This is a genomic window from Tenacibaculum sp. TB-53 (assembly GCF_059716285.2).
Map to the genome: position 1 here is coordinate 1,320,067 of NZ_CM202790.1, position 18,585 is coordinate 1,338,651.

The following is an 18,585-nucleotide window of genomic DNA, read 5'->3' on the forward strand; positions in this document are numbered from 1 at the left end:
CACAGCGTATCTAGAATACGTTTACTTTTCAAGTGGCTTTAGGAAAATTGAATCATACAATATTGTTTCTTCTCCAAAACTCCCTCTTGTTCCTTTTTCAATTTTGATACTCTTATATTTTGGATGTTTTAATTCCATTGAATAAAATAAAGGAATATGACCACCTTCAAAATTAAACATCACTCTTTTCTTTACTCTCTGTATGGTAAACTTTCCTTGGTTATCGGACTTTATCTGTTCATCATCAATCTGTATTAATACACCTTTAATTGGTTTGTATGTTAAAGAATCGTATAGCGTTCCTTTAATTTCTGGTCTTTCTATTCTTGACGAACAAGAATTCAAAAAAAGTGCTATTAATAGTAAGTAGTAGAATCTCATTTTATTTCTAATTTAGTTAACCATAGTAACCCGGTTAAGTCTTTATTATCTGCAACTATTCTTTTAAAGTCATACCAATATGGGTCATTATTATAATATTTCATTAAATCAATTTCATTTGTTATCGGATAATCACTTCCTCCATCATTCACAGGCAATGTCTCAGAAAGAGTAGAACTACCTTTATGCTTATACGAAAAAAAAGCTGCTTTAGAAAATGCTTTTAATATTTCATGTCCAATTTCATGCGCCGCCGTGTATGAAAAATCATTATCCACATTGGAAATATTATTTCCTAACCAGTACCATTTTTTGCTCCCTTTAATATACCCATAATTATATACTATCCTTTCAGGCATTACTTGACCAAAAAAAGATACTATTCCATTAACACTTCCTGGGTTCATAGATCTAATCCAATCACCATTTGTATTAAAGATTAAACTAACATCATCCATTGTTTTCTCCGTTGTATTTACTGCATTTACATAAACTTCATATTTCTCACCATCAATATCAATATCTTTTGCTATGTAGTGCTCCCTGTTTCTGCCCCAGTGATAGTTAATACCATTTAAAGCCAACCTTTCTAAATCTTCAAAACTTCTTGTACGTGTTGTTAAAGGAGATTTACCAGCTATCAAATCTTCTTCTGGTATTTTATCCCAAGGACATACTTTCATTGGAACTCTAAGTTTTGGGTCAGGGTCAATATCTTTTTCATAACACTCTATTCCTTTTGCTCCTCCATCTTTTAAATTAACACGTAATGTAACATCTATTCTTTTAGAGTTTTTATCAATCTTTACATCTACCCATTTAACCTCATCGTAACGCATACTAAAATCTAACTTTTTTCTGCTGTAGTTATTTGAGCTATCTACACCAATAGTATACAGATTTAAATTTTCGTATTGTGTTAGTTTAGCAGTGTCTAAAATTCCTCCACTATCAAACCCATCCCATTTCCAAATGTGTTCTCCTTGTTTTAGTTTGTTAGCATCAGTTATTTTTTCTTCAAAAATCACCGAGCTTCCATCTCTAATTTGTAGCGTTAGTTCCTTGGCATTATTATCGGCTATTTGGTAAGTAAATTGTACAAAGCCTCTTTCACTATTTCCGCTGTAATCAGCAATTCCTAGGGGGACAAAACTTGGCATATTACGATAATTTTGGGGTTACACTAAAGTTTGTACCGTCGCTAGAAACGGTACTACCATTTTTAGTTACTTCTGTTTGCGTTCCAGAAAGCGTTTTTCTCCAGTACGTAGAATATTCTAGCGAAGAATTAGGCATTTTTACTCCTGCACACGTAATAATTAATCGGTCTTTTATAGGCTGATCGTTTGTATTAGAAAATACTGTTTCGTATTTCTTTAGGTAGCAATCAAAAAAAGTCATTGTTTTAGAGCCCCCTTTTAAATATGGGTAGTATATTTTTAACTCTAGTTGGTCTATAGCATTTTCTTTACAAGCCCATTCTTCAAAATCAGTATTACTACCTGATTCTATTTCTAATTCTAAACCTGCAAAGTTAGCGGAGCTTGTGGGTTGGTCAGAAACGTTTATGTTTCTATTAAAACCAAAGTTATAGGTTAGTACTTCTATCTCTCTGTTATTAAACAACAGCATAGTTCTATATTTCATAGCATCTTTTTTAGTTATATTTTTTTCTTGTTGAAGTAATCTTTAGCAATTTCAACGTATCAAACCTACAATTTTTCTATTTAAAAAGCTAGCATATTTATTATTAAATCTCTTTGTACTAAGCAAATACGGATCGTGTACTTTGTTTGTACTTAATAGGTACTTCTACTAACTTTGTTTAGGGTTAAATACTTTGAAAGAATGCTTAGTTGTTAGCGTATGGATTTTAAATAATGAGATAACTACGTCGCTATTGCTACTCGTTATGACGGTTGTTTTTTAGAGCCAAGAGAATAGACCGCTTCGCTGTTAGAGTAAAGACTTATTTATAGGTCTTTGTTCTATTCTCTTTTTTCTATATTCTTTTTATCATCCAGTGTCACTTCGAGTAAAATTATTGAAATGAAATAAAAATAATTTTGTATCGAGAAGTTTTCTAATAGTTCTCGATACTATTTTTATTTCGTTATCACTCAATAAAAATCACTCGAACTGACAGTGATTACAATAAAAAAAGAGTAACACTTTTCAATGAGATTCCTTCTCAGTTGCTTTGCAACATACTTTCAATTAAAATATATCTTAATTTCAGTGACGTTCGGAATAACGGTATATTTTGTGACCTACAAGAAAATCTTTGAAAATCAAGACAGCAGTGATGGATGTAAGATAAAAAGCTGTTTGAGCGATAGCGAGTTCTTTTTATCAGTGGAGGATGTCGTAGTATTTTCTCACGATTTTATTGTAAGTCTTGATTTTTGTTTCTTTTTATCAAGAAAAAGAATACCACAATAATCTTTGAGGAAAAACTTCTCTTTATAACGTTGTTATGAGACAAACGTGGTAGTTTTTATGTTTGGGACTCTAAATAAATAGATTACTTCGTCATACCTTCCTCGGAATGATGGTTTGTAAAAGTATTTTTACTTATACTACTTACTTTACAGCTATATTTGCATATAGTAAAAAGAAAATAGTATCGTCTTAATGAGACATCCTTTACGACAACATATTGAAGAAATTATACCTCTTACTGATGAGGAATTCGCCTATATTCTAAGTTTTTTTCAGCCTATTACTAAACGTAAACATCAATATTTACTGCAAGAAGGTGAAACTGCCAATAAAGAATATTGGGTGGTTAAAGGTTGTGTAAAGAGCTATTTTATTGAAGATAGCGGTAAAGAGCATATTCTTCAATTTGCTATGGAAAATTGGTGGATTACCGATTATGAATCGTTTGTAAAGCAACTACCTTCTAAAACAGCAATTGATTGTATTGAAGATTGCGAACTACTATACATTACTTACGAAAACCGTGATAAACTAACTTCCTCTTTGCACAAAATGGAACGTTTTTGGGCTAAAAAGAGTAAAATGGGCAGAATAGCTCTTCAAAAAAGAATTGTATCGCTCTTACAAAATTCTGCAAAAGAACGATATGATCAGTTGTTAGAACAATACCCTACCCTTTTTCAACGGGTTCCTAAAAAAATGATTGCTGCTTATTTAGGGGTTTCTAGAGAAACTCTTAGCAGGCTTAATTCTTAGTTTTTAATATTTCTTATTGTTTGCATGTGACATACATCACTTTAAAGGTGTGACATAGCTCCTGTCTAAAGTTGTGCGTCCACTGCAACTTTGTAGCATAATTTTAAAACATATTATTATGCCTTTTGTAAACATTAAAGTTACCGACGAACAGGTAACCCAAGAACAAAAACGTCAACTTATTGAAGGAACAACACAGCTTTTAGTTGATGTACTCCAAAAAAATCCTGCAACTACCCATATTGTTATTGAAGAAGTTCCTATGGGTAATTGGGGGCACGATGGTAAACAGTATTTAGGAACTAAAAAATAAGACTCATGAAGAACAAAACCGCAATTATTACAGGAGCTTCAACAGGTATTGGTAAAGAAATTGCTAAACTTTTTATAGAAAAAGGATGCAATGTAGTAATGAATGCTTCTAATGAAGAAAACCTACAAAAAGCTTATGAAGAGTTAGGTAGTCCGTTAAACGCTGCGCTTCTTGTTGGAGATATTAGTAAACAAGAAACAAGTAAACAATTAGTAGCCTTAGCTTTAGAAAAATTCAATAGTATAGATGTACTCATTAACAACGCAGGAATCTTTGCTCCTAAACCTTTTTTAGAGGTTGAAGAAAGCGATTTAGAGTTGTACTGGAATGTGAATTTAAAAGGAACTTATTTTGCCTCTCAAGCTGTTATTCCGAGTATGGTAGCACAAAAAAATGGAGCTATTATAAATATAGGAACTGTTTTAGTAGATTATGCTATAGCTGGTTTCCCTGCTACTGCTCCTTTAATGAGCAAAGGTGCAATTCATACCTTAACCAGACAACTCGCTGCTGAGTTTGGAAATGATAATATCAAAGTAAACACAATTGCTCCGGGTATTATTAGAAGTCCATTACAAGGAAAAATAGGTATTGAAGATGCTGATAGTTTAGCTGGTTTACACTTGTTAAACCGTATTGGTGAGGTAACTGATATTGCTGAAGCTGCATACTATTTAGCTTTTTCAAATTTTGTTACAGGTGAAACTATGAATGTGGCTGGTGGACACACTGTGGGTCATGCTATTTAAAACTAAAAAAGATGTATAAAGAGAATATAACAGCAATAGAGCTTTTAGTAACGAACTACTTTGAAGGTATTTTTTATGGAGATACTCAAAAACTTCAATCATGCTTTCATAACAATACTCCTATTTATGGAGATATTAAAGGCGCTGACTATTTTAAAAGTTCTGAAAATTATATTGAAGGGGTTGCTAACAGGCAAAGTCCAAATGATTTAAAAGAAACTTTTAACATGAAAATTGTAGGGGTTGATATTATGGGGAAAATAGCCATGGCAAAGTTACATGTACCTATGTTGGGTTATAATTACTATGACTATTTATCTCTAAACAAAATAGAGAATGAATGGAAAATTGTAGCTAAGGTTTTTACGCATGTAGAATAACCTTATAAACAAAAGCGGTTTGGATGTTTATCTAAACCGCTTTGTTTTTATTACTAACAACAAGCCTAATAATTTTTCTCATTTGATAGAGATTCCTCACTATCGTTCGGAATGACGGTAATTGCCTATTTTATAATCCTAACCACTTCGTAAACTCTGCTGTTTTATTTTGACTGGTTTTTAAAACTGTTTTGCTGTTTTTTAGATTGATGGCTACTACATTTTTATTATACCTACTTATCTTTTCTATATAGTTTCTATTGAGTAATTCGCCTCTATTAATTTTAAAAAACACGTTAGGATTTATTATTTCTTCTAATGCTTTTAAAGAAGATTGATTTAATACATGCTTTTTATTACTTATATCGTATGCAGTTACAATTCCATAATCTGCTTGAAAATACACTACCTCATCCACCTTTAAAAAATAAGTATATTGAGAGGATTTAACAGCAATAAAATCTTGATAGCTTTTAGGAGTTTGAGCTGTTTGATTTGCTAAATAAGCATCTAATTTTTGTAAAACATTATGGTCATTTTCAACCTTCATTGAGTTTTTTAAGCTTGAGTACTTATCTACCGCTTTTTCAAACCGTTCAAACGAATATGGTTTTAATAAATACTCTATTCCACTGGTTTCAAAAGCATGCATCCAAAACTGATTGTAAGCTGTAATAAAAATAATTGGTGTTTGAATTGCTAGTTTTTTATAGGCTTCAAAAACATTACCGTCTCGTAGTTCTATGTCAGAAAAAATCAAATCAATATCAGAAGTTGATTCAAAAAACTGAAGCACCTCTTCTACCGTTTCAAGCTCTTCTACCACAGTAATAGGTTTATGATAACTTTCTATATACTTTTTCAGCTTTTTTCTAGCTGGTAACTCATCTTCAACTATAAGTGCTTTTATCATTTCTAAACAGGTTTATGAGGTAGTATTAACGGTAAAACAACTTCAAACTCTTTTTCAGTTTCGCGTATCTTAATAGTATTTTCAGTAAGCAGTTCAAATTGTTTTGATAGGTTAGCCAATGCCACTCCATTACTTTTTCTTTTTTTAGAATACAACGCTTTGTTATTCGTTACTTTGATTCCTTTATCTTCTGTAATGGTAATTTGTACAGGAGATTCAAAGGTTCCTTTATTATGAGTAATGGCATTTTCTATAAGAACTTGTAAACAAAATGGTGGTACTACACTATTTTTTATATACAATGCTGGTGCTATGTGTAGTTGATAATACCCCTGATATTTTTCTTCCATTATCTTAAAATATCCTTCAGCAAAAAACAACTCTTCTTTTAATGAAACCAATTGCTTATCTGCACTATGTAAACTATACCTATACAACTCTGAAAATCGATTTAAAAACAAAGAAGCTCTTTCCGTGTCTTCATCAATAAGCTGATCTAAAACATTTAAATTATTGAATAGAAAGTGAGGGTTTAATTGGTTTTTTAATTGTGTAATCTCGTTTTTAGCTTTACTTATTTCATAGGCAGCTACCTGTTTTTGATACGCTACATTTTCTTTGTAATACAAGTAGGCTAATGAAAATCCTCCAAAAATAACAAAGTCAATTACAGAGTTTATATTGACGTATATTATATGATAAACAGAACCAAAGTTTCTGGAATAGGTATCAAAAATGAACGCGACAATTAATCCAAAACTATTTCCTATCACTAAATATGTTAACAAGCCTATTCCAAAAAAACGCACATATCTCCTACTTAATGAAGTTTGTTTTTTTGAGTTTTTATTAATACTCTTTTTAATAAAACTAATCCACCAAAAAATAAAAACTGCTTTAAAGAAATACCAAAAAGGAGCATCAGGGTAAAAGATGAAATCCTTCCAAGAATCTGAATTCCCAAATTGATTTTTTAAAATAAATATTAAGCAAAAGGTGAAGAGAAAGATTAAAAATGTAGCATTTTCTCTAAAAAAGGATGTGTTTGTTTTCATATCAGTACTCACAAATATATCAAATTTGCGATGAAACTTTTGAAAGAATCTCACCGCAAACTCTAGTATTTCTATTTATCTTCTGGCCAAGTACTTACTGTATTTCCTTTCTCATCATAGGCTTCTAGTTTTATTTTATTATCCTCGTCTATAATAAACTTAGCTCTTGTTTTTCCATTAGTGTCATATAAAAACAATCCATTTTGTTTTCCTGGTGTTTGTCCTAAAGCTACCCTAGGTACTCCTCCTATCATTCCTTTTTGTTGATATTCTTTAAACTTAGCTCTTCTTTCAGCCGGATCATTAATAGCTCTTAATTCCTCTCCTATTTTTAGGGTCATTTCTTGGGTTTCGTTGTCTCCTCGATCATTAAACACTAACCTACCTGCTTTGTACCTTTTCCCATTTTTCTTAGCATCGGTAGTTATGAGTTGCATTACTTGGTCTCCATCGTATTGATCAAACGTTAACGATAATCCTGAACTATGTCCTTTTTCAGTTTTTTTACCATCATAAATAAATCCACCACACTCTATACCTTCTTCATTATAAAAAAGCATTCCTGCCCTCTTTTTTCTTTCGTGATATACTCTTCCATTAATCTTATCGCCTTTGCCAGGAAAGTTTGCTGCGTTAGTAATAAGCATTTTTACCGTTCCGTCATTTTCAATAATATTAATTCTTTTTACGTCAATGGTATCAAATTGTGTATTTCCTTTATTTTTAAAGGCTACAGTAGTTAAAACTCCTATTAGTGCTGTTATACTTACTGCAAATGTTCTTAAAAAAATAAGTTCTCTTTTTGGGTTCATCATGGTATGTTTTATAATTAGATACCTCAAAAGTATTTAAGGCTTACATTCTTTAAAACGTCTTTTTTATAAACTCAGGAAAATAAATGATAAACTAAGGAATATAAACAATAAAAAACCACCGACTTTAATTCGGTGGTTTAAAAATATGTATTAAGGTTAGTTATTTCTTAGTACATGTTTTGTAATGCTGTAATATCGTTACCATTAAACTCTCCGTCTTCGTTAGAGCTAAAGCAAGCTAACATAACTGAAGTTGAATCGTATCCTGTTGGTGTACCAGACACATGGTTAGCTCCTACACCAGCAGTTCCTTCGTTAGTGTTTTGTCCACAACTTTGACGGCTAAACCAATCAGTATGTCTAAATCCTACTGAATGTCCTATTTCATGTGTAATTACATGCTCGTTTACATTTGTTGTGTACCCTGATAATCCGTAGATTTGCACCCACTTGTAAGGTAAACCTCCACTTGGAAAACCTGCGCTACCACCTGATCCAGATTGATTTGGATTACGGTATACTACCATATCTTTATTGGAATAATCAGTTCCAAAACTTAAAGTAAAACTAATAGATACTCCGCTTAAATTATTGTAATTGTCTACCGCCCATTGTAGTGCTGTTTGCTCTTTACTAGAAAGACCATATCCACCACCACCTGTATATCCGATAATAGAAATATTTCTACCTTGAGATACTAAGTTATTGGTTGAGTATTGACGTCCAGATTGATTATCATCCTTAGCCTTTGCTAAAGTAAATAACTCTTGTTCTGTCATTACTACATCTTCTTCTAAAAATAAGCGCACTTCTGATGTTCCGTCAGGAAAGTAAAAATTATCATAACGAATATGATCTACATTTAACTCTAATTTAGCTGCAGCATCAACAACCTCTTGAGGTACAGGTTTGAGCCCTGGGTTATCGCTATATTGTAGTATAGCATCCGGCTCTTTAATTTGTTCGTTTTCACTTGAACATGAGGTGAAGAACACACCTACTGACAAGCCCATAATTAGGGCTAACTTTGTTTTTTTCATAATATGAAGGGTTTTATAATTCACTGTAAATCTACACTTTAGAACTAAATATTTAAAATAAAACCTAAAAAAACGTTAAAAAAAAGAATATTTAAACAGAAAAATCATAAAATATTAAATACCAAACAAATAAGCGATTTTTTAAACAATTAAAAAACACGATATCAATTACTTAAAAACAAAACTTCCTTTAACAGAAATAGTTAAAGGAAGTTTACGGTTAATTTACAGTATTTATAACTTATATAATAGTGCTTTGCCCCATGTGTATGTTTTGGAAGTTCATATCACTATCTTCTTGATTATAGATGTAGTCCGCAATAAAATCTCCTACTTTACTAGTAGAAAATGGATTCTCTGAATTGATATCTTCGGTAGTAATTCCTAATTCTAATGATTTTTGAACGGCTACTTCTACTACTTTAGCTTCTTGCATTAAACCTAAATGCTCTAATAACATTGCTGCCGATAAAATAGAAGCTAACGGATTTGCAATATCTTTTCCTTTTGCTTGTGGGAAAGATCCATGAATAGGCTCAAATAATGCATTTTCTTTTCCTACTGAAGCTGATGCTAACAAACCTATGGAACCTCCTATTACACTTGCTTCATCTGAAAGTATATCTCCGAAAAGGTTTTCTGTTAAAATTACATCAAACTGTTTTGGATTTAAAATTAATTGCATTGCAGCATTATCTACAAACAAGAAATCAACTTTAACATCTGGATATTGTGTAGCCAGTGCTGTCACTGCTTTACGCCATAACCTTGACGTTTCTAATACATTAGCTTTGTCTACCAATGTTAGTTTTTTACGTCTTTTTTGAGCTGCTTGAAAAGCTAAATGCGCCATTCGTTCAATTTCTTCTACGGTGTATGAACAACCGTCAAAAGCATGCTGTCCGTCGTCACTTAATTCTTTAATTCCAAAATAGATTCCTCCAGTCAATTCTCTATAAATAGTAATATCGGTTCCTTCTATTCTATCTTTTTTTAATGGTGAATTATGAAGTAACGTATCATATGCTTTTACTGGACGCACATTACAAAACAATCCTAATTCTTTTCTTAAACGTAATAATCCTTGTTCTGGACGTACTTTTGCTGTAGGGGCATTATCGTATTTTGGATCTCCAATAGCTCCAAATAAAATAGCATCACTCTTTTTACACAATTCAATGGTTTCATCTGGCAACGGGTTTCCTGTTTTATCAATAGCACAGGCTCCCATTAATGTTTCTGTAAATAAAAATGTGTGGTCAAACACATTACCAACAGCTCTAAGCACTTTTTTTGCCTGTTCTGTTACTTCTGGTCCTATTCCATCTCCTGGTATTACCGTTATATTGTACTTCATCTTTTTACTTTTTATTTCATTGTTGCTTCAAAAGCTGTTATTGTATCTTTTTTACTAATTAAAAAATCTATGTCGTCATAACCATTTATCATACATAGCTTTTTGTATGGATTGATTTCAAAATCTACATTACCTACAGGTGTTTTTAGTGTTTGATTTTCTAAATCTACTATAATGGTTGTATCTGGTAATTCAGTTACTTTTTTTAACAGTTTTGCTAAATATTCTTTGGGTACTTGTACTGGTAATATTCCATTGTTAAGTGCATTTCCTTTAAATATATCCGCAAAAAAACTACTGATAACTACTTTAAATCCGTAACCCGCTAATGCCCATGCAGCATGTTCTCTACTTGAACCACAACCAAAATTATCTCCTGCTATTAAGATACTTCCTGCATAATTTGGGTTATTTAGCACAAAGTCTTCATTTATACTTCCGTTCTTTTTGTAACGCCAATCTCTAAATACATTATCTCCGAATCCTTCTTTATTGGTTGATTTTAAAAATCGTGCGGGTATAATTTGATCGGTATCTATATTCTCGGTTGATAGTGGTACAGCGGTATCTATTAGTTTAACAAATTTCTCCATTAGTTTAATTGTTTTGTAAAGTCAGTAATTTTTCCTTCTACTGCTGTTGCTGCAGCCATTAACGGACTTGCTAAAATGGTTCTTGCTCCTTGTCCCTGACGTCCTTCAAAGTTTCTGTTTGAAGTTGATACACAGTATTCTCCTTCTGGTATTTTATCGTCATTCATTGCTAAACATGCTGAACATCCAGGTTGTCGTAATTGAAATCCTGCTGCTTCAAAAACTTCTTGCAAACCTTCTCGCTTTATTTGTTTTGCCACTTGTTGTGAACCTGGTACTAACCACGCATTTACATTCGCTGCTTTTTGCTTTCCTTTTATATAGTCTGCTGCAACTCTAAAATCTTCTATTCTTGAATTTGTGCAACTTCCTATAAATACATAGTTAACGGGCGTATTTATTAATGATGTTCCTTTTTTAAAGTTCATATACTGTAATGACTTTTCAAAGGAAGCATCATCAAATTGGGGAATGTTCTCTGAAATTTTTATACCCATTCCAGGGTTAGTTCCGTAAGTGAGCATTGGTTCTATGTCTTCCGCATTAAACGAATACTCTTTATCAAATACTGCGTTTGTATCTGTTTTTAATGTTTTCCAATAGGCTACTTTTTTATCAAACTCTTCTCCTTTTGGTGCAAACTCACGTCCTTTTACATACTCAAAAGTAGTTTCATCTGGAGCAATCATACCACCTCTTGCTCCCATTTCAATACTCATATTACACACAGTCATACGTCCTTCCATAGACATTTCTTCAAACACATTTCCTCCATATTCGCAGAAGTATCCTGTACCTGAATTTGTTCCTAATTGTGCTATGATATACAGGATTACATCTTTAGGTAGCACTCCTTTTTTAAGCTTACCGTTTACATTTACACGCAAACTTTTTGGCTTTTCTAATAACAAACATTGACTTGCAAATACTTGAGCTACTTGGCTTGTTCCAATACCAAAAGCAATGGTACCAAAAGCACCGTGTGTTGAGGTATGGCTATCTCCACAAACCATGGTCATTCCCGGTTGTGTTATCCCTAATTCGGGAGCCATAACGTGTACAATTCCGTTGTATCTATGTCCAAGCCCATACAAGGTTATATCGTTTTCTTTACAGTTTTGTGTTAACTGCTCTAGTTGATGCCTTGACAGTTCGTCTTTTATTGGTAAATGTTGATTTACGGTTGGCGTATTATGATCGGCTGTTGCTACTGTTTTGTCTGGTCGTGCAATCGGAATCTTACGCTCTTTTAACTCATTAAATGCCTGCGGACTAGTTACTTCATGAATTAAATGTTTGTCTATATATAAAATTTGTGGTCCGTCTTTAACAGTATCCACCACATGCGCATCCCATACTTTATCAAATAATGTCTTTCCCATTAAGCTATGACTATTTTTGAAATTTTATTTACTTGTTTCATAATCTGGTGAATGTCTTCGTCGATTACTTCTTTTTGCCTGTCAGCAAACTGTAAGAATGTTTTATAAGCTGTATCTAACTGAATTTTAGTCAGCTCATATCCTATCTTTTTTGCTCGGTATGCTAAGGCTGCTCTTCCGCTTCTTGCGGTTAATACAATAGCACTTTCTGTGACTCCTACATCTGCTGGATTGATAATTTCATAGGTTTCACGATTCTTGATTACTCCATCTTGATGAATTCCTGAACTATGAGCAAAGGCATTTGCTCCTACAATAGCTTTGTTAGGCTGCACAGGCATTCCCATACGCTCGCGAACCATCATACTTGTATCGTACAGTAATTTGGTATTGATATCTGTTTGAAGGTTTAAATATGGATGCTGCTTTAAAATCATCACCACCTCTTCTAATGCTGTATTTCCTGCTCGCTCTCCTATTCCGTTAACCGTGCATTCTATTTGACGTGCGCCATTGATAGCTCCTGCAATAGAATTTGCTGTAGCCAATCCTAAATCGTTATGGCAGTGACAAGAAATAATTACATTTTCAATGCCTTTTACATTCTCTTTTAGGTATTTAATTTTTTCTCCGTATTCTTCAGGTAAACAATACCCTGTAGTATCAGGAATATTCAACACTGTTGCTCCTGATCTTATAACTTCTTCACAAACTTTGGCTAAAAAAGCATTATCGGTTCTACCTGCATCTTCTGCATAAAACTCCACATCGTCTACAAAGTTTTTAGCATACGAAACAGCTTCTTTTGCTCGCCTAATCACTTCTTCTTTCGAAGCATTGAATTTATACTGAATATGTGAATCACTGGTACCAATCCCCGTATGAATCCTAGGCTTGTTAGCAAACTTTAAAGCATCTGCTGCTACTTCTATGTCTTTTTTAACGGCTCTTGTTAATCCGCAAACAGTAGCATTTTTAACTAATTTAGCTATTTCTTGTACCGAAGTAAAATCTCCTGGGCTTGATACTGGGAATCCTGCTTCAATTACATCAACTCCTAAAAAATCGAGTCTTTCTGCAATAATTAGTTTTTGTTGGGTATCTAATTTACATCCTGGGACTTGCTCTCCGTCTCGTAATGTGGTATCGAAAATTTGAATTTTATCGCTTTGCATAAATCTAACTATGATTATCAAAATAAAAACCAAATGTATATATTGGCTTTTCTATCAGGCTCTTTTTTAATGGGTTAGTTACGATATCAAAACGACAAAAAACAAAAATAAAATACTGAAAAACAAAAAGTTATGCGTAAACCAATTACATTCTCCAACCAACAAAATGACGCTTTGTTTGTTTTGATTAAGTCTTTATCAAAGTCAGAAAAACGTCAGTTTAATTTATATGTTGGTCGTTTAGGAGGTAATGTAGATGCTAAATTTTTTGCACTTTTTAAACTACTTGAAAAACAAAAGAGTTATAACGAAAAGGCTATTATTGATAGCGGTGTGGTGAGTAAGCAACAGTTATCTAACTTAAAAGCGCATTTATACAAGCAAATACTAACTAGTCTTCGTATGAATCCTGCTCATAAAAACATTAGAATTCAAATACGTGAGCAGTTAGATTTTGCTACTGTTTTATATCAGAAAGGACTATACAAACAGAGTTTAAAGCTGCTTGACAAAGCAAAAAATATGGCGATTGAGAATGAAGAGAAGAATATTGCCTATGAAATTGTTGAGCTTGAAAAAGTTATTGAAAGTCAGTATATAACCCGAAGTATTGATACACGTTCTGACGAATTAACTGTTCAGGCAAAAGAACTTAGCATGCAAAATGTTATCGCTAGTAAACTATCTAACTTGTCGTTACAATTGTATGGAACGTTGTTGAAAAATGGCTACGTAAAAAATGACGAGGAATTACAGCGAGTGAATACTTACTTTTACTCTAAGCTTCCTGAATATACGTATGAAGACTTGGGTTTTAGAGAAAAGTTATGGTTATACAAAGCACATTTGTGGCATAGCTTTTTAACACAAGATTTTTTACAGAGTTATAAGTATGCTAACAAATGGGTAGATTTATTTAAGCATGATACTAAGAATATTTCTTTGCATCCTGTTTTTTATTTAAAAGGAAAAAACTACTTATTAGAGAGCTTATTTTTTATAAAGCATTATGATAAGTTTAAAGAAGAGCTTTCTTTATTTGAAAAGGAAATTGAAGAAAAAAGTATTCCGCAAAATAGTAATACTGAAATTTTAACTTTTCTATACTATTATGCTAACAAATTGCACTTACATTTCTTAGAGGGTAGTTTTTCTGAGGGTGAATACTTAGTGGCTATTATTAATGATAAGATTAATAGTTATAAGGATCGTCTTGATAATCATCATATCGTTGTATTTTACTATAAAATTGCTTGTTTGTACTTTGGTATGGGTAAAAACAAAGAGTGTATTTTGTATTTAAATAAGATCATTAAACCTAAAAATATTCAAGTAGCTAACGATTTACAGTGTTTTGCTAGGGTGCTTTCTTTAATTGCTCATTACGAATGTGGCTTGGATTATGATTTGGAACGACAGTTTAAAGATACCTATCGCTTTTTACTAAAAATGGAAAATTTACAAGAGGTTCAAAAAGAGTTTATTTCTTCTATAAAAGCGTTGGGAGATGTATATCCACATCAAATAAAAAAGGAGTTAAAAAAAGTACACAGTCGCCTTAAGGTTTATGAGAATCATCCTTATGAAAAAAGAGCTTTTTTATATTTAGACATCCTTTCTTGGCTTGAAAGTAAGATTGAAAATAAACCTGTGGCACAAATTATTAAAGAGAAATTTGTTAGTTCTCAAAAGTGTTGAAAATAGTATTAGATTTATTCTTGTAAAGTACTGATTAAAAAAATCTAATTACTAATTCTCGTCTCCTTTAGGAAAAGCTAAACAAGTTGACCAAATATAAACATGCTAATTAAAAAAAGTAGAAAGTATCTAAAAAATAACTTGAAGAACATCTCTGAACCTTTTGGTTAGGATAACTTATTTTTACTATAACCTATAAATATCTTAAAAGACTCCTTATTGCTTTCAATTAAATTAACTAACTTAAATAGCTGGTAAATGCCTATAATTAAAAACAGAATACTGATTAATTGTTTAAGCATTATTATTTTGTTTTACCTTAATTTTCATTCGTTAGTACGAGAAGAGCATGTTTATAACTCATCTTTATAAGATTCCTACTCCTACCTCGTCGGAATGACGTTTCTATTTTTTTTTGGCAATCGCTCTGCGATTAAAACAACTGTTCTTTTTTCACTTGCTGATATTCTTCTACAATTGCTTCTAACACTTCTTTTGCTGGTTTAATTTCATGGATAAGCCCTGCTACTTGACCTATTTCTAGTTCTCCATCGTCCAAGTTTCCTTCAAACATACCTCTTTTAGCACGCGCACGCCCTAACAATTCTTTTAATTGTTCTACTGATGGTCCTTGCTGATATAACTCTTGTATTTCTTGATAAAACTTGTTTTTCACCAAACGAACTGGCGCTAACTCTTTTAAAGTTAAATGTGTGCCACCGTCTTTTACTTCAACAATTGTTTTTTTGAAGTTATCATGTGCTGAAGATTCTACCGTAGCTGCAAAGCGACTTCCTATTTGCACTCCGTCTGCTCCCAACACCATTGCTGCTAACATTCCTCTACCTGAACCTATTCCTCCTGCTGCAATTACCGGGATCTTCACTTGTTCTTTAACCATAGGAATTAACGTAAACGTAGTCGTTTCTTCACGTCCGTTATGACCTCCTGCTTCAAATCCTTCACATACCACAGCATCTACTCCAGCTGCTTCTGCTTTTAAGGCAAATTTTACTGAACTTACTACATGCACCACCGTAATTCCTTTTTCCTTTAAAAAAGAGGTCCATGTTTTTGGATTACCTGCGGAAGTAAACACAATTTTCACCCCTTCCTCAACAATAATATCCATGATTTTCTCTATATCAGGATACAACATTGGCACATTTACCCCAAAAGGCTTATCCGTTGCTTTTTTACATTTTTGAATGTGTTCACGAAGTACTTCTGGATACATAGATCCTGCTCCAATTAACCCTAATCCACCTGCATTTGACACTGCAGAAGCTAGCTTCCATCCTGAAACCCAAATCATTCCACCTTGAACAATTGGATACTGTATATTAAATAGTTTGGTAATTCTGTTTTGCATTTTTATCCTCTGAAGTTTAATGGTTGAGAAAAGTTGAAAGGAATCTTTCTATTCATATGTATCGCTGGCTCCCACCCTTTTAAGTTTTCAAAAAAACGAACAATTTCATTTTCTAACTTTTTAGGAACCTTTTCATTGATGGTAACATCTCTTACTGCTCCTTTTATATCAATTACATATTCAACTATAATCTGACCTTTAACTTTGTAACTTATCTTACTTGTTAACTTTTTAAGTTGCTTGTAATATTTATCCTTACCCCCTTTAAAAGTTGGTCTCTTTTCTTTTGTAATGTTTTTTAAATCATCAATCTTTTCTCCCTTGTCATTATAATAAGTTGTTTTAATTATCGAATCGCTTTTGGCGATTCCTCTACCTGCCAATTTACCATTATAATGGTAAATTTTCCATACTCCTTCTCTCTTACCATCTATATAAACTCCTTCAATATCCTTATTCCCATTATCGAACCATGTTTGTATTCTCCCATTTCTTTTACCTTTTTTATTGTAGAAAGTTAATGCTGATATTTTTCCATTTTTATTGAACGAAACTGACTCTCCTATTTTAATCTTTTTCTCCTTTGTTAGATAATGTGTATAGTTATATAGTTTTCCGCTACGTTTATACTTCCTTACCAACCATAATGAATCTGCACTCTTAGTAATAATTTCAAAAGACATTGCTTTCTCCTTATTGTTGATTATATTACCTTTCTTGTCTAAATAATTTATAATAGAGTCTTTCTGTGAATATCCATTAATATTTATGAACACCAACAATAATAAGAATATCTTTTTCATAGTTTTATTTTTTCCCTTTTTAAGAAATCACACCAGAACCTAATAGCTCTTCATTTTTATACCAAGCAACAAACTGCCCTTCTTGAATAGCCGATTGTGGATTTTCAAATTCAACATAAATTCCATTGTCTACTTTATACAGAGTAGCTTTTTCTAATGGTTGTCGGTAACGAATACGTGCTTCTACTTCCATAGATTCATCAGTTTGTAAAGCTAAATCTTCACGTACCCAGTGTAGTTCTTCATTTGATACAAATAATACACTTCTATACAATCCTTGATGATTTTTTCCTTCTCCGGTATAAATAATGTTGATATCTACATCGGTTTCAATCACAAACAATGGTTCTTTGGTACCTCCAACTGCTAACCCTTTACGTTGTCCTTTGGTGAAATAATGTGCGCCTTGATGTTTACCTACTACTTTTCCATCTTCTTTATTATAAGAGAACTTCGTTGAAAAATATGCTAACTCCGCTTCTTTATTCTCAAATTCTGGAACTAAACGATTGTACTGCTCAAATTCATCTGGAATTCGGACAATATCTCCTTCTTTCGGTTGTAGTTTTTGTTGTAAAAAATCTGGAAGTCTTACTTTTCCTATAAAACACAAGCCTTGACTGTCTTTTTTATCAGCTGTAATTAAATCTGCTTCTTTGGCTATTTCACGAACTTCTGGTTTTGTCAATTCTCCAATTGGAAACAATGCCTTTGACAGTTGTTCTTGTGATAATTGACATAAAAAGTATGATTGATCTTTATTCGTATCTTTTCCTGCTAATAACTTGTATACAGGCTTTCCATCAATTATTTCTTCTGTTTTTCTACAGTAATGCCCTGTTGCTACATAATCAGCTCCTAAACTTAACGCGATATCCATAAACACATCAAACTTAATTTCTCGATTACATAATACATCAGGATTAGGTGTACGTCCTTTTTCATATTCATTAAACATATAATCAACAATACGTTCTTTGTATTGTTCGCTTAAATCAACTGTTTGAAATGGAATTCCTAATTTTTCTGCAACAATCATGGCGTCGTTACTATCTTCTAACCATGGACATTCATTAGAAATGGTTACTGAATCATCGTGCCAGTTCTTCATGAACAATCCAATAACTTCGTATCCCTGTTCTTTTAGTAAATACGCTGTTACACTACTATCTACGCCTCCTGAAAGTCCTACTACTACTCTTTTCATTTTATACTTTTGAAGCTGCAAATTTACGAAATAATAAATGTTTATATTATGGAAATAATTGATGGCTTCATTACTAAAATTGATGAATTCTAATCTCTGATAAGGCTCAGTTTATTTTCTTTTCTAGTGTTATTTAAATTATTAATATTTATAA

The 18,585-nt window shown here is 32.4% G+C and carries 19 protein-coding genes; 5 read left to right on the top strand and 14 right to left on the bottom strand.

Going from position 1 to position 18,585, the window contains the following annotated elements; all coding sequences use genetic code 11:
• Positions 1–21: 21 nt before the first annotated feature.
• Genes AC3VJB_RS05980 through tssD form a run of 3 tightly spaced genes read right to left on the bottom strand, consistent with a single transcriptional unit; the run spans position 22 to position 2,028 of the window.
• On the bottom strand, positions 22–381 hold the full coding sequence (locus tag AC3VJB_RS05980) for a hypothetical protein (protein WP_497666895.1): 360 nt from the start codon (positions 379–381) through the stop codon (positions 22–24).
• Positions 378–1,541: a hypothetical protein gene (locus tag AC3VJB_RS05985; protein WP_497666896.1), complete on the bottom strand. Its 1,164-nt coding sequence runs from the start codon at positions 1,539–1,541 to the stop codon at positions 378–380. The genes AC3VJB_RS05980 and AC3VJB_RS05985 overlap by 4 nt, the downstream gene beginning before the upstream one ends.
• Before the next feature lies 1 nt (position 1,542).
• Positions 1,543–2,028: a type VI secretion system tube protein TssD gene (tssD, locus tag AC3VJB_RS05990; protein ID WP_349265266.1), complete on the bottom strand. Its 486-nt coding sequence runs from the start codon at positions 2,026–2,028 to the stop codon at positions 1,543–1,545.
• A gap of 987 nt (positions 2,029–3,015) precedes the next feature.
• Between tssD and AC3VJB_RS05995 the strand changes: the two genes are divergently transcribed.
• The 4 genes from AC3VJB_RS05995 to AC3VJB_RS06010 all read left to right on the top strand — a co-directional run bounded on the left by AC3VJB_RS05995 (position 3,016) and on the right by AC3VJB_RS06010 (position 5,021).
• Positions 3,016–3,579 carry a Crp/Fnr family transcriptional regulator gene (locus AC3VJB_RS05995; RefSeq protein ID WP_394420848.1) on the top strand — a complete coding sequence of 188 codons (564 nt, stop codon included), beginning with the start codon at positions 3,016–3,018 and terminating at the stop codon, positions 3,577–3,579.
• A 118-nt stretch (positions 3,580–3,697) separates the two neighbouring features.
• The gene (locus AC3VJB_RS06000; protein WP_073183706.1) at positions 3,698–3,892 is read left to right on the top strand and encodes a tautomerase family protein; all 195 of its coding nucleotides are present in this window, start codon (positions 3,698–3,700) and stop codon (positions 3,890–3,892) included.
• A 5-nt stretch (positions 3,893–3,897) separates the two neighbouring features.
• Positions 3,898–4,641 carry an SDR family NAD(P)-dependent oxidoreductase gene (locus tag AC3VJB_RS06005; protein WP_497666897.1) on the top strand — a complete coding sequence of 248 codons (744 nt, stop codon included), beginning with the start codon at positions 3,898–3,900 and terminating at the stop codon, positions 4,639–4,641.
• 11 nt (positions 4,642–4,652) lie between these two features.
• Entirely contained in the window at positions 4,653–5,021 is a 369-nt protein-coding gene (locus tag AC3VJB_RS06010; RefSeq protein ID WP_047789070.1) for a nuclear transport factor 2 family protein, read from the top strand.
• 130 nt (positions 5,022–5,151) lie between these two features.
• Here the strand turns inward: AC3VJB_RS06010 and AC3VJB_RS06015 are convergent, their stop codons facing one another.
• The 8 genes from AC3VJB_RS06015 to AC3VJB_RS06050 all read right to left on the bottom strand — a co-directional run bounded on the left by AC3VJB_RS06015 (position 5,152) and on the right by AC3VJB_RS06050 (position 13,351).
• Positions 5,152–5,934, bottom strand: a complete 783-nt coding sequence (locus tag AC3VJB_RS06015) for a LytR/AlgR family response regulator transcription factor (RefSeq protein ID WP_497666898.1) — start codon at positions 5,932–5,934, stop codon at positions 5,152–5,154.
• Positions 5,935–5,936: 2 nt separating this feature from the next.
• Complete coding sequence (locus AC3VJB_RS06020) at positions 5,937–6,989, bottom strand: sensor histidine kinase (RefSeq protein ID WP_497666899.1); 1,053 nt, start codon at positions 6,987–6,989, stop codon at positions 5,937–5,939.
• 71 nt (positions 6,990–7,060) lie between these two features.
• The gene (locus AC3VJB_RS06025; RefSeq protein ID WP_437824936.1) at positions 7,061–7,804 is read right to left on the bottom strand and encodes a hypothetical protein; all 744 of its coding nucleotides are present in this window, start codon (positions 7,802–7,804) and stop codon (positions 7,061–7,063) included.
• Between the two features lie 167 nt (positions 7,805–7,971).
• Complete coding sequence (locus tag AC3VJB_RS06030; RefSeq protein ID WP_047789074.1) at positions 7,972–8,844, bottom strand: M57 family metalloprotease; 873 nt, start codon at positions 8,842–8,844, stop codon at positions 7,972–7,974.
• Between the two features lie 241 nt (positions 8,845–9,085).
• Positions 9,086–10,201 carry a 3-isopropylmalate dehydrogenase gene (gene leuB, locus AC3VJB_RS06035; protein WP_437824938.1) on the bottom strand — a complete coding sequence of 372 codons (1,116 nt, stop codon included), beginning with the start codon at positions 10,199–10,201 and terminating at the stop codon, positions 9,086–9,088.
• 11 nt (positions 10,202–10,212) lie between these two features.
• Complete coding sequence (gene leuD / locus AC3VJB_RS06040; protein ID WP_497666900.1) at positions 10,213–10,794, bottom strand: 3-isopropylmalate dehydratase small subunit; 582 nt, start codon at positions 10,792–10,794, stop codon at positions 10,213–10,215.
• Positions 10,794–12,176 (bottom strand): 3-isopropylmalate dehydratase large subunit, encoded by a 1,383-nt coding sequence (leuC, locus tag AC3VJB_RS06045; RefSeq protein WP_047789077.1) that lies wholly within the window; start codon positions 12,174–12,176, stop codon positions 10,794–10,796. The genes leuD and leuC overlap by 1 nt, the downstream gene beginning before the upstream one ends.
• Positions 12,176–13,351 carry a 2-isopropylmalate synthase gene (locus AC3VJB_RS06050; protein ID WP_497666901.1) on the bottom strand — a complete coding sequence of 392 codons (1,176 nt, stop codon included), beginning with the start codon at positions 13,349–13,351 and terminating at the stop codon, positions 12,176–12,178. Before AC3VJB_RS06050 ends, leuC begins: the two co-directional genes overlap by 1 nt.
• A gap of 132 nt (positions 13,352–13,483) precedes the next feature.
• On the opposite strand from AC3VJB_RS06050, the gene AC3VJB_RS06055 reads away from it, so the two are divergent.
• On the top strand, positions 13,484–15,049 hold the full coding sequence (locus tag AC3VJB_RS06055; RefSeq protein WP_497666902.1) for a hypothetical protein: 1,566 nt from the start codon (positions 13,484–13,486) through the stop codon (positions 15,047–15,049).
• Between the two features lie 433 nt (positions 15,050–15,482).
• On the opposite strand, the gene AC3VJB_RS06060 is transcribed toward AC3VJB_RS06055, so the two are convergent.
• From AC3VJB_RS06060 to mnmA, 3 genes are read right to left on the bottom strand one after another with little or no spacing between them, the layout of a single operon-like run.
• The gene (locus AC3VJB_RS06060) at positions 15,483–16,421 is read right to left on the bottom strand and encodes an NAD(P)H-dependent flavin oxidoreductase (RefSeq protein ID WP_437824945.1); all 939 of its coding nucleotides are present in this window, start codon (positions 16,419–16,421) and stop codon (positions 15,483–15,485) included.
• Between the two features lie 2 nt (positions 16,422–16,423).
• A complete protein-coding gene (locus AC3VJB_RS06065) occupies positions 16,424–17,224 on the bottom strand; it encodes a toxin-antitoxin system YwqK family antitoxin (RefSeq protein WP_497666903.1) in 801 nt (266 codons plus the stop codon).
• A gap of 19 nt (positions 17,225–17,243) precedes the next feature.
• Positions 17,244–18,431, bottom strand: coding sequence for a tRNA 2-thiouridine(34) synthase MnmA (mnmA, locus tag AC3VJB_RS06070; protein ID WP_389863956.1), 1,188 nt, complete (start codon positions 18,429–18,431; stop codon positions 17,244–17,246).
• Between the last annotated feature and the right edge of the window lie 154 nt (positions 18,432–18,585).

Excerpts from the sequence above, each read along its gene's own strand:
- AC3VJB_RS05980 (WP_497666895.1), bottom strand. The coding sequence starts at position 381 with ATGAGATTCTACTACTTACTATTAATAGCACTTTTTTTGAATTCTTGT.
- AC3VJB_RS05985 (WP_497666896.1), bottom strand. The coding sequence starts at position 1,541 with ATGCCAAGTTTTGTCCCCCTAGGAATTGCTGATTACAGCGGAAATAGT.
- tssD (WP_349265266.1), bottom strand. The coding sequence starts at position 2,028 with ATGAAATATAGAACTATGCTGTTGTTTAATAACAGAGAGATAGAAGTA.
- AC3VJB_RS05995 (WP_394420848.1), top strand. The coding sequence starts at position 3,016 with ATGAGACATCCTTTACGACAACATATTGAAGAAATTATACCTCTTACT.
- AC3VJB_RS06000 (WP_073183706.1), top strand. The coding sequence starts at position 3,698 with ATGCCTTTTGTAAACATTAAAGTTACCGACGAACAGGTAACCCAAGAA.
- AC3VJB_RS06005 (WP_497666897.1), top strand. The coding sequence starts at position 3,898 with ATGAAGAACAAAACCGCAATTATTACAGGAGCTTCAACAGGTATTGGT.
- AC3VJB_RS06010 (WP_047789070.1), top strand. The coding sequence starts at position 4,653 with ATGTATAAAGAGAATATAACAGCAATAGAGCTTTTAGTAACGAACTAC.
- AC3VJB_RS06015 (WP_497666898.1), bottom strand. The coding sequence starts at position 5,934 with ATGATAAAAGCACTTATAGTTGAAGATGAGTTACCAGCTAGAAAAAAG.
- AC3VJB_RS06020 (WP_497666899.1), bottom strand. The coding sequence starts at position 6,989 with ATGAAAACAAACACATCCTTTTTTAGAGAAAATGCTACATTTTTAATC.
- AC3VJB_RS06025 (WP_437824936.1), bottom strand. The coding sequence starts at position 7,804 with ATGATGAACCCAAAAAGAGAACTTATTTTTTTAAGAACATTTGCAGTA.
- AC3VJB_RS06030 (WP_047789074.1), bottom strand. The coding sequence starts at position 8,844 with ATGAAAAAAACAAAGTTAGCCCTAATTATGGGCTTGTCAGTAGGTGTG.
- leuB (WP_437824938.1), bottom strand. The coding sequence starts at position 10,201 with ATGAAGTACAATATAACGGTAATACCAGGAGATGGAATAGGACCAGAA.
- leuD (WP_497666900.1), bottom strand. The coding sequence starts at position 10,794 with ATGGAGAAATTTGTTAAACTAATAGATACCGCTGTACCACTATCAACC.
- leuC (WP_047789077.1), bottom strand. The coding sequence starts at position 12,176 with ATGGGAAAGACATTATTTGATAAAGTATGGGATGCGCATGTGGTGGAT.
- AC3VJB_RS06050 (WP_497666901.1), bottom strand. The coding sequence starts at position 13,351 with ATGCAAAGCGATAAAATTCAAATTTTCGATACCACATTACGAGACGGA.
- AC3VJB_RS06055 (WP_497666902.1), top strand. The coding sequence starts at position 13,484 with ATGCGTAAACCAATTACATTCTCCAACCAACAAAATGACGCTTTGTTT.
- AC3VJB_RS06060 (WP_437824945.1), bottom strand. The coding sequence starts at position 16,421 with ATGCAAAACAGAATTACCAAACTATTTAATATACAGTATCCAATTGTT.
- AC3VJB_RS06065 (WP_497666903.1), bottom strand. The coding sequence starts at position 17,224 with ATGAAAAAGATATTCTTATTATTGTTGGTGTTCATAAATATTAATGGA.
- mnmA (WP_389863956.1), bottom strand. The coding sequence starts at position 18,431 with ATGAAAAGAGTAGTAGTAGGACTTTCAGGAGGCGTAGATAGTAGTGTA.